Annotated in this window: 11 protein-coding genes; 9 read left to right on the plus strand and 2 right to left on the minus strand. The window is 73.3% G+C overall.

The features are described from left to right. The coding region (locus ACFPIJ_RS25520) for an FtsX-like permease family protein (protein WP_380117936.1) at positions 1 to 2,126 on the minus strand (2,126 nt) is incomplete at its 3' end. A gap of 129 nt (positions 2,127 to 2,255) precedes the next feature. Here ACFPIJ_RS25520 and ACFPIJ_RS25525 point away from each other — a divergent pair. The 9 genes from ACFPIJ_RS25525 (at position 2,256) to ACFPIJ_RS25565 (ending at position 13,700) form a co-directional block, all read left to right on the plus strand. Next, positions 2,256 to 2,786 carry a DUF3618 domain-containing protein gene (locus ACFPIJ_RS25525; protein ID WP_380117938.1) on the plus strand — a complete coding sequence of 177 codons (531 nt, stop codon included), beginning with the start codon at positions 2,256 to 2,258 and terminating at the stop codon, positions 2,784 to 2,786. An 84-nt stretch (positions 2,787 to 2,870) separates the two neighbouring features. Beyond that, complete coding sequence (gene aqpZ, locus ACFPIJ_RS25530; protein ID WP_380117940.1) at positions 2,871 to 3,638, plus strand: aquaporin Z; 768 nt, start codon at positions 2,871 to 2,873, stop codon at positions 3,636 to 3,638. 116 nt (positions 3,639 to 3,754) lie between these two features. Continuing rightward, positions 3,755 to 4,501 carry a glycosyltransferase family 2 protein gene (locus ACFPIJ_RS25535; protein ID WP_380117942.1) on the plus strand — a complete coding sequence of 249 codons (747 nt, stop codon included), beginning with the start codon at positions 3,755 to 3,757 and terminating at the stop codon, positions 4,499 to 4,501. Continuing rightward, on the plus strand, positions 4,498 to 5,214 hold the full coding sequence (locus tag ACFPIJ_RS25540; protein ID WP_380117944.1) for a polysaccharide deacetylase family protein: 717 nt from the start codon (positions 4,498 to 4,500) through the stop codon (positions 5,212 to 5,214). The genes ACFPIJ_RS25535 and ACFPIJ_RS25540 overlap by 4 nt, the downstream gene beginning before the upstream one ends. A 365-nt stretch (positions 5,215 to 5,579) precedes the next feature. Further along, a complete protein-coding gene (locus tag ACFPIJ_RS25545) occupies positions 5,580 to 6,497 on the plus strand; it encodes a diguanylate cyclase domain-containing protein (protein WP_380117946.1) in 918 nt (305 codons plus the stop codon). Positions 6,498 to 6,660: 163 nt separating this feature from the next. Continuing rightward, positions 6,661 to 7,935, plus strand: coding sequence for an MFS transporter (locus tag ACFPIJ_RS25550; protein ID WP_380117948.1), 1,275 nt, complete (start codon positions 6,661 to 6,663; stop codon positions 7,933 to 7,935). A gap of 132 nt (positions 7,936 to 8,067) precedes the next feature. Continuing rightward, positions 8,068 to 11,349, plus strand: coding sequence for a family 78 glycoside hydrolase catalytic domain (locus ACFPIJ_RS25555; protein WP_380117950.1), 3,282 nt, complete (start codon positions 8,068 to 8,070; stop codon positions 11,347 to 11,349). A 48-nt stretch (positions 11,350 to 11,397) separates the two neighbouring features. Next, a complete protein-coding gene (locus ACFPIJ_RS25560) occupies positions 11,398 to 11,916 on the plus strand; it encodes a GNAT family N-acetyltransferase (protein ID WP_380117952.1) in 519 nt (172 codons plus the stop codon). A gap of 98 nt (positions 11,917 to 12,014) precedes the next feature. Next, on the plus strand, positions 12,015 to 13,700 hold the full coding sequence (locus ACFPIJ_RS25565; RefSeq protein ID WP_380117954.1) for a hypothetical protein: 1,686 nt from the start codon (positions 12,015 to 12,017) through the stop codon (positions 13,698 to 13,700). 69 nt (positions 13,701 to 13,769) lie between these two features. Here the strand turns inward: ACFPIJ_RS25565 and ACFPIJ_RS25570 are convergent, their stop codons facing one another. Next, on the minus strand, positions 13,770 to 14,585 hold the full coding sequence (locus ACFPIJ_RS25570) for a hypothetical protein (RefSeq protein WP_380117956.1): 816 nt from the start codon (positions 14,583 to 14,585) through the stop codon (positions 13,770 to 13,772). Positions 14,586 to 14,621: the final 36 nt, after the last annotated feature.

Here is a 14,621-nt window from a genome sequence, read left to right on the forward strand (position 1 = left end):
GAGCGGGCCGCGCCGAGCGCCGGGATCAGGCCCGCGATCAGCGACAGCACCACCGCGGTCGGCACGGCGAGGAGCGCCTGCGTCCAGGTGGTGTGCACGTCCAGCAGCGCCCCGAGCGGCCCGGCGAGGGCGAGGGCACCGAGACCGGCGACGGTGCCGATGGCCGCGACCTCGCCGAGGACGGCGGCGAAGATCCGGTGCGCGGGCCAGCCGAGCGCGGACAGTGTCGCCAGTTCGGTGCGCCGGTCGCGGACCCCGGCGGCGACGGCATTGGCGAGGAAGAGCGCGCAGACGACCAGGACGAGGACGAACAGCACGGCGCTCTTGCGGTCGATCGCGGTGATGATGCTCGCCGCGACGCCCTTCTTCACCCAGTGCTCGGTGACGCGCAGCTCGGGTCGCTGATACTTGCCGGCGACCAGGGTCACGGTCTGCGGGGCGGGCGACGAGCCATACGTGATGTCGACGTCGAGGCCGGTCCGGGCGGAGATCTCCTCGGCGACCAGGCGGACCCGCTCGCGGGAGGTGTCGGAGAAGCCGTGCACACCGGCGACACGGACCCGGATGGCGCTCAGCGGCGCGTCCTTGTTGGTGCCCTGCGTGTCGCTGAGCAGGTCCGGCAGGTCGGCGATGCTGGTCAACAGCATCGGCGGCGAGGACAGGTAGCCGGCGGGGTTGCCGTTCGGCGCGAGGGTGCGGTCGCCGAGCAGGTCGCGGGTGTGCTGGTCGGCGCCGACGACCAGGGGTGGTTCGTAGGTCTCCATCGGCACCCGGCTGAGCGGGTTGAACGTGGTGAGCCGGGACGGGTCGAAGGTGCCGACGACGCCGAACTCGGTCGCCGTCGGGTCGCCGTCCGCGCGCACCGACACGTTGCGCACCGTGCGGAAGGACGTGTCGTCGATCTGCCAGGGCGCCGGGAAGCCGAACGAGTGCGGCAAGACGTAGGCCTGTGCGTCGTAAGGCACCGGCACGGCGGCGAGGCTGCCGTCGGGGGCCTGCAGGTAGGTGACGCCGCCGACCTGCAGGAGCCACTCGTGGCTGTACGCGAAGCCGTAGCCCTCGCCACTGCGGGCCACCTGGACGGCGGTGGTGTGCCGGTAGGCGGCCTCGGTGTCGAGGAGGGCGTCGCGGAGGTGGGTCGCCGGTGCGGCCGCCATCGCGGCGAGCACGCCGTCGGGGGCGCCCGCCGGCAGCGGGGTGTCCAGCCGGGCCCGGGAGAGGCCGATCGACGCGGTGGTGTCCGCATATCGGCGCGAGGTGGCCAGGACGGGCACCACCTTCCTTGATGGCATGCCACCCTCGGTGCCGGTCGTGCGGGGCGGCGCGTCGCTGAGGAAGGTGCCCTGGGTCGCGCCCCGGAGCCCGACGAGCCGGTCCTCGGACTCGGGGTCGACGGCGGCGATGAGCATCGGCTCCCGCCACGTAACGGAGATGACCAGGCGGTCCCCCGTCGGCGGTCCGTTCCAGGCTCCCGTCTCGAACCGCCCGTCGGGGCGCAGCCGGGCCAGGAACACGACCTGGCCGGTGGCGTCGGTGATCTGGCCCTGCTCCGGGAACGGGCACACCTGCCGGCCGTCCTCCAGGATGCCGATATTGCCGTCGCAGAACTGCTGGAACGGGATCTTCTGCCCGCCGGTGAACTCCAGGTCTGCGCCGCCACCCAGCTTCGGCCAGGAGACCTCGTGCTTGGTCACGTAGACCCAGATCGGGGTGGCCGGGGCCCGGCTGAGACCCCGGTCGGCGAGCAGGGTCCGGTCGACCCGGAAGACCTGTCGGTCCAGCGTCGGGTCGACGAGGTCGGTGATGTCGACCGGTGCGGCGACCCCGGCGTTGATCGAGCCGGCCATCGCGATCGGCGCCGCGACGTCGATGCCGGGCACGGCGCGGACCTTGGCCCAGTCGTCCATGGTCAGGCCGCCGTAGATACCTGAGACCGCGTTGGGTCGCAGCAGCGCCCGGTCGTCTTCGAGGGGCAGCCGGCTGCCCTTGGGGCGCACGAGAATGTCATACGCCGCGCGTACATTGGCGTCGACGGTGCCGGTGACCTCGAGGCGTGCGGTGGCGGTGGCGCCGGTGAGCACGGTGAATCCGGTGGTGGCGGTGAGCACCCCGACGAGGAGTGCCACCGACCTCCCCGCCCGCCCCCGTAGGTGTCTCCAGACGAATCGGATCACGTCCACACCTTGGCGCATACATTGTCACAATGCAAGGCCGGTTTTCCGTGATGGTGAGGTGCGGGTGGGTATTGCGCTGGGGTGACCACACCGATCGAGCAGGATGACGAGGCGGCCCGGCTGCGTGCTGACATCGCCCGGACCAGGGCGCGCCTCGTGGAGAGCGTCGACGCGCTCACCGCCCGCCTCGACGTGCCCGGCCGGGTCCACGACGCGGCGTCCCGGCGGGTCGAGCCGGTGCGACGGCTCGCCGACGCCGCCGCCACGAAAGCCGCCAAGGCCACCGGCGCCGCCACAAGAGCCGCGAACGCCGCCGGCAAAGCCAGGACCACCGCCGCGAAGGCGACGGGCGTCGCCTGGGGCCTCGCGCGGGACGGGGTCGGCATCGGTGTCGCCCTCGCCCGCTGGGGCGCCGGCAGCGTCGTCGACGCGTTGCGCGCCGCGGGTGACCAGAGCCGCGACCGGCCACCGGTGCCGCCACGAAAGCCGCGCGCATCGCACGACGGCTCACCCGGGACAAGGCGCCGGCAGCATGTTCACGCACCGCAGATGACCAAGGCCGCCACCGAGGCCAACCGGGCTGCGCACGAGGGCTCACCCGGGACCGGGTGACGGCTCACGCGGGACACGGTGCCGGCAGCGCGTTCACGCGCCGGGGGTGAAGCCCCGGGGGCGAGACGTCGGCAAGGTCGACGGGTGGGAGAACCGACGCCGCCCGGGCTCGGCCGGCGGCTCGCCGTCGAGCTGATCGGCACGTTCTGGCTCGTGTTCGCCGGCTGCGGCACCGCGGTGCTCAGCGTCCGCTTCGACGACGTCGGGGTGGGCCTGCTCGGCGTCGCCCTGGCGTTCGGGTTGGCGGTGCTGACCGGGGCGTACGCGTTCGGGCACATCTCCGGCGGCCACTTCAACCCGGCGGTCACCGTCGCGCTGTGGCTCGGCCGGCGCACCCCGACCGCCGACGTCCTACCCTATGTCGTGGTCCAGCTGGCCGGCGCCCTCGCCGCGGCGGCCGTGGTGTTCGCCGTCGCCGAGGGCCGGGCCGGGTACAGCCTCGCGCGGGACGGCCTGGCCACCAACGGCTACGGCACGCACTCCCCCGGCGGCTACGGCCTCGGCGCCGCGCTGCTGATCGAGGCCGTCCTGACGGCTATGTTCGCGCTGGTGATCCTCGGCGCGACCGACCGCCGGGCGCCGCGTGGCATGGGCCCGCTGGCGATCGGCCTGACCCTCACCGTCATCCACCTGATCAGCATCCCGGTCACGAACACATCGGTGAACCCGGCCCGTTCGACCGGCCCGGCGCTCATCGCCGGCGGCGCCGCGCTGTCGCAGTTGTGGCTGTTCTGGGTCGCGCCACTCGTCGGTGCGGTCATCGCCGGGATCGGATACCGGTACGTGACGGGCGGCACCGGCACCGTCGAAGCCGCCGAAGAGGCACAGGACGTCGACGACCGTCCACTGTGAACACAACGCGCGCGACCTGAGGGTGTCCTCAGGGGCGCTCTGGGGGATCACCCCAGGTCGAAGTCGGGGGATCTCCGGATCGTTTCGGGCCGGTTGACCGCCGAATAATCCAGCACATGACGGAAAAGCCCAGGTTCAGCGTCGTCATCCCGTGCTTCAACGAGGAGCGGTACCTCGCCGACGCGCTCCTCTCCCTGCGCAAGCAGGACTTCGACGGGCTGTGCGAGGTCATCGTCGTCGACAACAACTGCACCGACGAGACCGCGGCGATCGCCCTCGAGCTCGGCGCGCGGGTCGTGACCGAGCCGGTGGCCGGGGTGTGCAACGCCCGCCAGCGCGGCACGGAGGCGGCCCGCGGTGAGATCGTCGTCTCGGCCGACGCCGACACGGTCTACGACCGCGACTGGCTCAGCCGTATCGACGCGCACTTCCGCGCCGACGCGGGCGTCGTCGCGGTCGTCGGCCCCTGCACGTACGCCGACGGCCCACAGTGGGGCCGGCAGTACGGCCGGATGCTGTTCGCGGCGGTGGACGGCGTCTACCGGCTGACCGGCCGCGCCGTGTACGCCAGCGCGACGAACATCGCCTTCCGCCGCGACGCCTGGACCGGTTACGACACCAGCCTGACGCAGGGCGGCGACGAACTGGACCAGCTGCGCCGGCTGCGCAAGCGGGGCCGGGTCGTCTACGACCACGGCAACCCGACCTACACGTCGGGTCGCCGGCTCAGCCGTGGGCTCGCGTACAACCTCTTCGTGACCCTTCCCGTGCACTACCTGCTGACCTACGCCGTCAACCGGGCCGCGGGGCGCCGGGTGCTGGGATCGGCGCCGGCGTTCCGGGAAACCGTGGAGGTCCGGTGATCCTCCTGCTCGGGCTGGTGTCCCTCGCCGTGCTCGGCGCGGCGTACTGGCTGCTGATGTCGCCGTTCGCCCCGTCCGCTCGGGACTACCCGTACCATGGGCCGACCGGCGAGCGGCTCGTGGCGCTGACGTTCGACGACGGCCCGAACGAGCCGTACACCTCCCAGATCCTCGACATCCTGGCGGCGCACGACGTCCGCGCGACCTTCTTCCAGGTCGGCAGGTGCGTCGAGCGCCATCCGGGGACCGCCCGGCGCACCGTCGAGGCCGGTCATGTGCTGGGCAACCATTCGCTGAGCCACCGGTTCGGCACCTACCTGCGGCCGGGGGCGTACGAGCGGGAGGTCGGGCAGACCCAGCGCATCCTGGCCCGGGTCACCGGCCGGACCCCGGCGCTGGCCCGCACGCCCTGGCTGTGGCGCCGGCCGGCGCTGCTGCGCATGCTGCGCCGCGGCGGCCTGCACCCGGTTGCCGGGGAGTTCGGCCACGCGCTGGAGGTGTTCCAGCCGTCCGGTGTCCGCATGGCCCGCCGCGCCGTCGCCAAGGCGCGCCCCGGCTCGATCCTGATCTTCCACGACGGGTTCGACGGCCGGGGCGGCAACCGCGCCGAGACGGTCGTCGCGGTGCGGGAGACGGTCGAGGGGCTGCTGGCCCGGGGCTTCCGGTTCGTGACGGTGGACGAACTGCTGGGCGTGCCGGCGTACCAGGGCTGACCGTGGTCGGCGGTGCCGCGTCTCAGCCGTATGGGCGAAGCGGTCGCGTGGGTGCGGGGACGGTGCGGGATGGCGTGATCGTTCAGGTTCACCGCGGCCATGCCGATCTGACCTGCTGGCGATGATCAACGGCACCGGGAGGCACGACATGCGGCGGCCCCGGGGTGTCGACGCGCTGCTCCCGGCCGGCGCGACCGCCGCGGTCGTGGCGGTGCTCGCGGCGCTGATCCTGCCGTCGCGGGTGGCCGAACCGGCGATCGTCGTCGTCGACCTCGCGCTCATCAGCGCGCTGACCTACATGTTCCACCGCACGGCCCGGGTGCCGGGCCTGCCGCCGCCGACCGCGCGGTTCTGGGCCAGTCGGCATGGCGGTCGACCTCACCGCGCTGCTGGTGACGGCGGCCGGCGGCCGGACCGTGCCGATGTACGGCGCGCAGCTGGTCTACCCCGTCGCCGGCCTGCTCATCATGTACGCCGTGTTCAAGTACCCGACAACGGCACAGCACCGGTCGGAACGGCTGCGGCTGGGGCTGGACGCCGCCATCGTGCTGGTGGGCGTCGCCACCCGCCGCCCGTTCAGCGTCCTGCCCTACGGCGCCTCGGCCGCCGCGTTCGGACTGCTGGTGATCGTCGTCGGACCCGACCTGGACTGGCGCCGGTGGGGGGTCCTGGCCGGCACCGGCGTCCTGCTGGCCCTGGTCACGACGCGGCAGCTCACCGCGCTGCGGGAGAACGGGCACCTGCTCGCGCGGAACCGGCTCCTCACCGAGCAGCTGCAGCACCAGGCGTGGCACGACGAGCTGACCGATCTGGCGAACCGTGCCTACCTCGGCCGGCACGTCGAGGAGGCGATCCAGCGGTACACCACCACGGGCGCCGACACCGCGCTGCTGCTCATCGACCTCGACGGGTTCAAGGCCGTCAACGACACCCTGGGCCACGAGGTCGGCGACCGGTTGCTGTGCGAGATCGCGGACCGCCTGGTCAGCGTGGCGCACGAGGGCGTCGTGTGCCGGCTCGGCGGCGACGAGTTCGTCGTGCTCATCGAGCGCAGACCGGCCGGCCCGCTGGCCGACCGGCTGGTCCGGGCCGTCGCGGCCCCGGCCGTCATCGGCGCGCACACCACCAGGGTCGGCGCGAGCATCGGGGTCGCGTACATCAGCCACTCCCCGACCGGCATCGTCGACCTGCTGCGCCGGGCGGACGCCGCCATGTACGCCGTCAAGTCCGCCGGCAAGAACAACTGGCGCCTCAGCGAACCGGAACGGGTGTCGGCGTCCTAGGCCGCGCCCAGGTGCACCGTTGCGCCCCCGGACGGCGTAAATGCCGCGCGCCACCATCGCGCCGCGCATACCGTACGAATCCGCGCCGGCCCACAGGCGACCGGCATTGATCGAACGGGGCGGATCCATGCCGGAGGTCACCAGGCCCGGCGCGGCTGACCGCATGAGCGGGGACGCGGTGGCCGTTGACGGGCGCGCACCTGTCGGCGGGCTGCTGCGAACGCGGAACTTCGCCCTGCTCTGGATCGGGCAGTCCACCAGCGCGGTCGGCTCCGCGATCACGTCGGTGGCGCTCCCGCTGGTGGCCATCTCGACCCTGCAGGCCGGTCCGGCCACGGTCGCCCTGCTCACGGCCGCCACCTGGCTGCCGTGGCTGGTGATCGGGCTGCCGGTCGGCGTCTGGGTCGACCGGTGGCCGCGCCGGCGCACCCTGCTGATCGCCGACATCGTCTCCGCGGCGGTGCTCGTCGTCATCCCGATCGCGGCCTGGACCAACGTGCTCACCGTCGCCATGCTGCTGGTGGCCGCGCTGCTGGCCGGGACCGCCGGGGTCTTCGCCAACGTAGCGTTCAACGCGTTCCTGCCTCATCTCGTCCGCGCGGACGAGATGATGGAAGGCAACGCCAGGCTGCAGACCAGCGCGTCGGTCGCGCTGGTCGTCGGACCGGGCCTCGGCGGCCTGCTGGCCCAGGTGGCCGGCGCGGTCAGCGGTGTCCTCATCGACGCCGGCACCTTCCTGGTGTCGGCGGCCTGCCTGCTCGCCCTGCGGTCGGCGCCGGAGCCACGCCCCGCCCCGGGCGACCGCCCGGGCATGCTGCGCCAGATCGCCGACGGCATCGGTTTCATCATGCGCGGACGGCTGCTGCAGGCCATGCTGGTGGTGGCGGCGGTGACCAACTTCGCGATGCTGGGCATCACGGCACTGCGCATCGTCTTCCTGGTGCGCACCGAAGGCGCCGCGCCGGGCACCGCGGGCCTGGTGATCGGCGTCGGCAGCCTCGGTGCCATCCTCGGTGCCGCGCTCGCGTCGCTGGCGTCCCGGCGTTTCGGCAGCGCCCGCACCTACCTGGTGGCGAACGTCGCGGCCGCCCCGTTCGTGCTGCTGCTGCCGCTCGGCGGCCACGGCTGGCGCCTGGCGCTGTTCGCGGCGGGCTCCTTCGTCGCCCTGGCCGGGGCCACGATGTCCAACGTGATGACCATGACGTACCGCGGCACGTTCGTGCCCGCGCGCCTGCTCGGCCGGGTCACCGCCGCGTCGCGGATCTTCGTGTTCGGCAGCATCCCGCTGGGTGCGGCCACCGCCGGCCTGCTGGCCTCGGCACTCGGCATCCGGTCGGCCATGTGGGCACTCGCCGTCCTCTACGTCATCGCCCCCCTGCCCCTGCTCGCCACCGAGGCCCGCACACTGCGCGACCTCCCGGGCCGATCATCCCCCTGAGCCTGCCGACGTCGCGGGAAGCACCAGCTCGGCGACACGTACTGGCCCGCCAGACATCGACGATGTTAACCTGAGACGGCGCTCGATTGAAAGGTTTCAACCGCCGGAACCGTTCCGTGAAAGGACACCGCCATGTTCGTTCACACCCGGGCCGGACTGTGCCTGGCCGCCGCCGTCCTCGCCCTGCCGGCCGTCATCGCCCCGGCCCTGCCCGCCGCCGCGGCGGCCGCCGCGATCGCCGTCTCCGACCTGCGCGTCAACAACGTGACCGACCCGCTCGGCATCGACAACGTCCGGCCCAGCCTCAGCTGGCGGCTCACGTCGCCGGTCAACGGCGAGCGGCAGACCGCGTACCGGATCCTCGTCGCCAGCAGCCCGGGCCGGCTCAGCCCCGGCAGCGCGGACGTCTGGGACAGCGGCAAGGTGGCCGCGGCCGACTCGATCGCCGTGCCCTACGGCGGCCCCGCGCTGCAGCCGGCACGGACGTACCACTGGACCGTGCAGGCCTGGGACGCCGGCGACCAGCCGTCGGCGTGGAGCCCGGCCGCCCGCTGGGAGACCGGGCTGTTCACGACGCAGGACTGGAAGGGCGCCCAGTGGATCAGCCCCGACGCGGCCACAGCCGCGGCGCCGATGCTGCGGGCCTCCTTCACGCTGCCGGCCAAGGCCATCACCGCCGCCCGGGCGTACGTCGACGGGCTCGGCTTCTACGAGCTGCGGCTCAACGGCGCCAAGGTCGGCGGCCAGGTGCTGGCACCCGCGAACACGCCCTACGGCGAGCGCAACCTGTACAGCACCTACGACGTCACGTCGGCCCTGCGCGCCGGCGGCAACGCGGTCGGGCTGTGGCTCGGCGACGGCTACGGCCCGCGGTTCAGCCCGTACGGCTTCCGCTGGTCCGGCCCGAAGCAGGCGATCCTGCTGCTCGACGTCACGTTCGCCGACGGCACCCACCAGACGGTCACCACCGACCCGTCGTGGAAATGGCAGACCGGCCCGATCACCGCGAACGACCTCTACGCCGGCGAGGCCTACGACGCGCGGCTCGAGCGCGGCGGTTGGGACCAGCCCGGCTACGCCGACGCGGGCTTGCGGGCCGTGCGCGCCGTCACCGCACCGTCGACCGCGTTGACCGCGGCCGCGCTGCCGCCGGTCCGGGTCGTGGCCACGCTGCCGGCCGTGCGCCTCAGCCAGCCCCAACCCGGCGTCTGGGTGTATGACTTCGGCCAGAACATCGCCGGCTGGGCGCGCCTGCGCGTGCAGGGCGCGGCCGGGACCACGGTGCGGCTGCGCACCGCCGAGGAGCTCCTGCCCAGCGGCCTGCTCGACACCGCCACGAACCGCAGCGCCGCGTCCACCGACACCTATGTTCTGGCCGGCACGGGCGGCGTCGAGACCTGGGAGCCACGGTTCACCTACCACGGCTTCCGCTACGTCGAGGTCACCGGCTACCCGGGCACGCCGGCCATCGGCAGCCTCGACGCCCGCGTCGTGCACGCCGACGTGCGGTCCACCGGCACCTTCAGCTCGTCCGACCCGCTGCTGAACCAGATCTGGCAGAACAACCGCTGGGCGATCCTGAACAACTCGATGAGCATCCCGACCGACAACCCGGTCCGCGACGAGCGCACGCCGCCCGGCATGGACGTCCAGGCGTATCACGACGCGTCGATCCGCGAGTTCGGGATGAACGGCTTCTACGCCAACTACCTCGCCGACATGCCGGCCGGCACGGCGCTGCCGAACGACGCCGGCAACGCGCAGCAGCCGGACATGGGCGGCAACCAGGTCGTCCTCGCCTGGGCGCTGTTCGAGCAGTACGGCGACCGTGACACCCTCGCCGCCACGTACCCTGCGATGCGACGGTTCGTCGACACCAACGGGGCGAAGATCTGGACCACCGGGTTCGGTGACTGGTGCCCGCCGGACCTCGGCCCGAACGCCAACGGCGGCCAGGGCAACCCGAGCGCCGGCGCCTGCCAGAGCGAGGTGTCCATTGTGAACACCGCGCTGTCGTTCCGGCAGGCACAGGCCGTGGCGAAGGCCGCCGCTGCGCTGGGCCAGACCGCCGACGCGACCCGCTACAACCAGCTCGCCGGCAGCATCAAGGACGCGTTCAACGCCCGGTTCCTCAACGCCGACGGCGCGAGCTACGGCAGCGGCCGGCAGACCACGAGCGTGCTGCCGCTCGCGTTCGGGCTGGTGCCGGACGCCAACGTGACCGCGGTCGGCGCGCGGCTCGTCGACACGATCCTCAACCGCAACGGCGGGCACCTCGACACCGGCATCTTCGGCACCCGGTTCCTCATGGACGCGCTCGTGCGGGCCGGCCGCGTCGACGTGGCGATGACCGTGCTGGACGCCACGTCGTACCCCGGGTTCGGCTACGAGATCGGCCGGGGCGCCACGACGCCGTGGGAGCAGTGGACCTACGTGTCCAACATGGAGACGCACGACCACGCCATGTTCGCCGGGATCAACGCCTCCCTCTACACCCAGCTCGCCGGCATCCAGCCGACCGGGCCGGGATACGCCACGCTGGTCGTCGACCCGCAGGTCCCGGCCGGGCTGCAACGCGCCGCCGCGTCCATCGACACGGTGCGAGGCACCGTCGCCAGCTCCTGGACCGTCGCCGGCAGCCAGTTCGCGCTCGACGTCACCGTGCCGGTCGGGGCGACGGCGACGGTGCACGTGCCGAACTTCGGCCGCGGCGCCGCCACGGTGAGCCCGTCCGCCGGCGCGACCCAGATGTCCGCGGACGGCCGGGAGACGGTGTTTGCCGTCGGCTCCGGCGGCTGGCACTTCACCGGATCGGTGGCGCCGGCCGGGACGTCGGCGCTGCCGGGGGCGTGGCCCCGCTGCGCGGCCGAGACCGGCACCTGCGCGTTCACCGGCGCCCAGACGGTGGCCTTCGGCGCCGCCGGCCGGTTCGGCTACGCGACGCTCACCGGCGGCACCACGTGCGGCAACGGGGTGTTCGGCGACCCGGCGCCGAACGTCTCCAAGGCCTGCTACCGCACCGCTCCCCCGCCGGCCGCGGACACCTGGACGCAGTGCGCGACCGAGACCGGCACCTGCGCGTTCGCCGGCACCGCCACGGTGGCGTACGGCGCGGCGGGCCAGTTCCGCCACGCCACCCTGACCGGTGGGACGGCCTGCACCAACGCGGTCTTCGGCGACCCCATTCCCGGCACCGCGAAGGCCTGCCACCTCACCGCCCCGCCGCCGGGGACCACGACCTGGACGCCGTGCGCCGACGAGACCACGACGTGCGCGTTCACCGGCACCCGCGAGGTCGCGTTCGGCGCGGCCGGCCGGTACACCTACCGCCGCGTCACCGGCGGCACACCGTGCACCAACACGGTCTTCGGCGACCCGGTCCCGGGCACCCCGAAGGCCTGCTACGTCCAATGACGGGGAATCGGCTTGGTCCGCTCGTCCGTGGGCCGTAGCGTGCTCGGCATGCAGACGACGCTGCACGGCGCCCTGGTGACGCTGCGGCCCGCCACGGCCACCGACATCCCCGCGCTGGCCGGCATCCGCGCCACGCCGGAGGTCTACGAGCGCTGGCGGGGCGGTGCGGACCTCGCCGCCGCGGTGGCCGAGGACCTCGCCGACCCGGACACCCACCCTCTGGTCATCGAGCACCACGACCAGGTGGTCGGCATGATCCAGTGGAGCGCCGAGACCGACCCTGACTACCGGCACGCGGGCATCGACATCTACCTCGATCCCAAGGTCCACGGCCAGGGACTGGGCACCGACGCCGTCCGCACCCTGGCCCAGCACCTGTTCGCCGACCACGGCCACCACCGCATCGTCATCGACCCCGCCGCCGACAACACGGCCGCCATCCGGTGCTACGGCAAGGTCGGCTTCCAGCCCGTCGGCGTCATGCGGCGCTACGAGCGCGACCCCGACGGCAGCTGGCACGACGGGCTCCTCATGGACCTCCTGGCCGACGAGCTGACCGGCGCCTGATCCCGCCGCCGTACTCATCCGCGACCGGGCAGGGTACTCAACGGCGCCCCGGCGGCGTGCTCAGGCCCGCCGCCGGGTCCGGCTGCTACAACCGAGTCATGCGCGAAAGCATGATGGATGTCGATCGGGAGGCGCCCGGCGCACCCGCCCGGCCGGACGTGGTGATTCTCGTTCACGGCACGTTCGCGGGGCCGAAGGACGACACCGACGACGAACCCGGCGATGCCTGGTGGCAGCGGGACAGCGACTACTGCCGGTGGCTGCGGGCGAACCTTCCGCCGGGTGCCGCCCTGCCCGACGACGTCCAGGTGTTCCGCTGGACGGGGCACAACAGTCAGGTCCGCCGTCTGGAGGCGGCCAACCGCCTGCTGGCGTTGATGATCGAGCTCGAGGCTCAGGGTCGCGGCTACCACCTCGTGGGCCACAGCCACGGCGGCTCGCTCATCTGGGAGGCGCTGATCAGCGCCGAGGTGCCCCGGACGCACGGGGTGGTCTACGCGCAGCTGCGCCGGGCGTTGAACGACCCGTCGGTGCGGCTGGCCCCCGAGCCGATCATACCGTTGCGCGACGACGAGCACGCGCCGTGGTTCGTGAAGCACAAGACGCGGTACCTGCCGCGAACGTCGGAGTTCCGGGCGATCGAGGCGGCGATCCAGCTGCGTGGCCTGCGCAGCTGGACGACGGTCGGCAGCCCGTTCCTGCGGTATCTGCCGGCGCGGCGCCCGGCCGTGCCCGGCTGGGGCAGCCAGGCGCTGTCCCTGCGCCCGGCCACCGGGTGGCGCGCCGTGCGCCGGCAGCTGCTCGACCTGCTGGTGACGACGACCATCACGGCGCCGTTCTCCTTCCTGGCCGTGTTGATCGTCGCGGGAGCGATGTTCCACGCGCGCTGGCCGGGCGCCGTGATGCACAGCGGCGTGGCCAACGCGCTGGCGCTGCCCGTCGTGCTGTGCTGGGCGGCGGCGTACTGGCTGCTCGGTGCCCAGGGGTACGCCAACACGCTGCTGGCCCGGGAGCGCGCGGCGCAGCGGGCCTTCCGCCGGCACGCACCACGGTGGCTCGGGCTCTGGGCGCCGACCGACGAGGCCATCAACGTCCTGTCGGCCTCGGCGCCGACCGGCGTCGACTACGAGTGGTTGTGCGCGCCGGCCGACCGCCGCGACCGGCGCGACTTCGGCGCACCGTCCGATCCTGTCCCGTTGCCGCGGCTGAGGATCCGGGCGCCGCGCTCGGCCACGCATCTGCTGCCGGACGTCGTCCGGATCGCGCCCAGGCGGGCCGCCGTGCCGCTGGTGTGGCTGGCCAACCGGCTGCTGGAGCCGTGGTGGCGCCGCCGGATCGCGGCGGCGCTGCACGGGATGGCGCAGGGCTCGGACCTGCCGGCGGCGGTGCTCGCGTTCGCGTCGCCGTGGCCGCTGCCATTGCGCGGGGCACGAACGGTGACCGGCCTGCCGGACGAGGTCGCGGCGCGGCTCGCCGACCGCGCCGCCGGCCAGAACGCCGCGCTCGGACCGGCCCTGCGGGAACTGCTGATGGCGGCGGCGCTCGACGGGGTCCCCGCGGCGATGCGCGGCCTGCACGGTTCGCTGACCGAGGCCGGCGCGATGGTCCACACGTCGTACTTCGCCGACCCCGACGTGCGGGAGTTGATCCGGCTGCACATCGAACGGACGTGCACGATCTCGCGGGACACCACCGCCGGCCCGCTCGCGGCCTGGCTCACGGAGCATCAGGCCGCCGTGGCCGCACGGGTCGCGGCGTTCGCCGTGACACCGCCCTCGCCGTGACACTGCCCGAGAGGCCATGACGGGCGACGGACCCGCCGGAGGGGGCTGCCTCCGGCGGGTCCTGCCTGATCAGCACCAGCCGGTGGACACCGGGGCGCTCTGGAACGTTCCGGAGACCGCGGACACCGTCGTGCGGCAGTCCGATCCCCAGGTCTCGGCCGTGAACGTGACCTCGGCCGTGCCGGCCTGCGCCGGGACCGTGATCTGCCGGTCGACGTAGTAGGCACGGTAGAGCTGGCCCCAGCGCGGGTCGGTGTACGGCTCCCAGTACTGCCGGGTGATGGTGACCCGGAAGGACGTCTCCTCGACGGAGTTGTCCTTGAAACCGATCACCGTGGTGCCGTCCTGCGCCCTGGAGATGGTGCGCGGGTTGCTCGGGGCGGCGGGGACACCGGTGTACGTCTTGCAGCCGAGCAACGGGTTGCCCGGGTTCGGCGCGCCGGCCGGCACCACGCTGATCGCCCACGCACACACCTGATGGGTGCCGAGGCCGGCCGGGACGGTGGCGTCGTAGCCGCGGTAGGCGCCGTAGGCCGGGTAGGCGTCGGCGACGTCCTGGCGGTACACGTCGGCGGTGAGCGTCCGCTTCCACGCACCGTCGACGTAGATGTCGACGACGAGCGGCGCGCTGCCGCTGTCGCGGTCGATGCCCCAGCCGCTGACCCGCACGGCGTTGCCGACGTAGGTGACCGCGTCGAGCGTGCCGTGGACGGGGGTGTCCCGCGGCGCCGGCGGCGGGTCGTCCCCGCCGCCGTCACCACACGCGGGCGGCGGCACCGGCCGGTCGCACATCGGCTCGGCGCTGGCCGGGCCGGACGGGATGACGACCGCGCCGAGCAAACCGGCCAGCGCGACCGCGCCGGCTCGAAGAAGGTGTCGTTTCACGTTGTTCTCTCCTCTGGACCAGTCACCCGTAGTGAT

Source organism: Dactylosporangium cerinum (genome assembly GCF_042653625.1).
GTDB classification, from domain to species: Bacteria; Actinomycetota; Actinomycetes; order Mycobacteriales; family Micromonosporaceae; genus Dactylosporangium; species Dactylosporangium cerinum.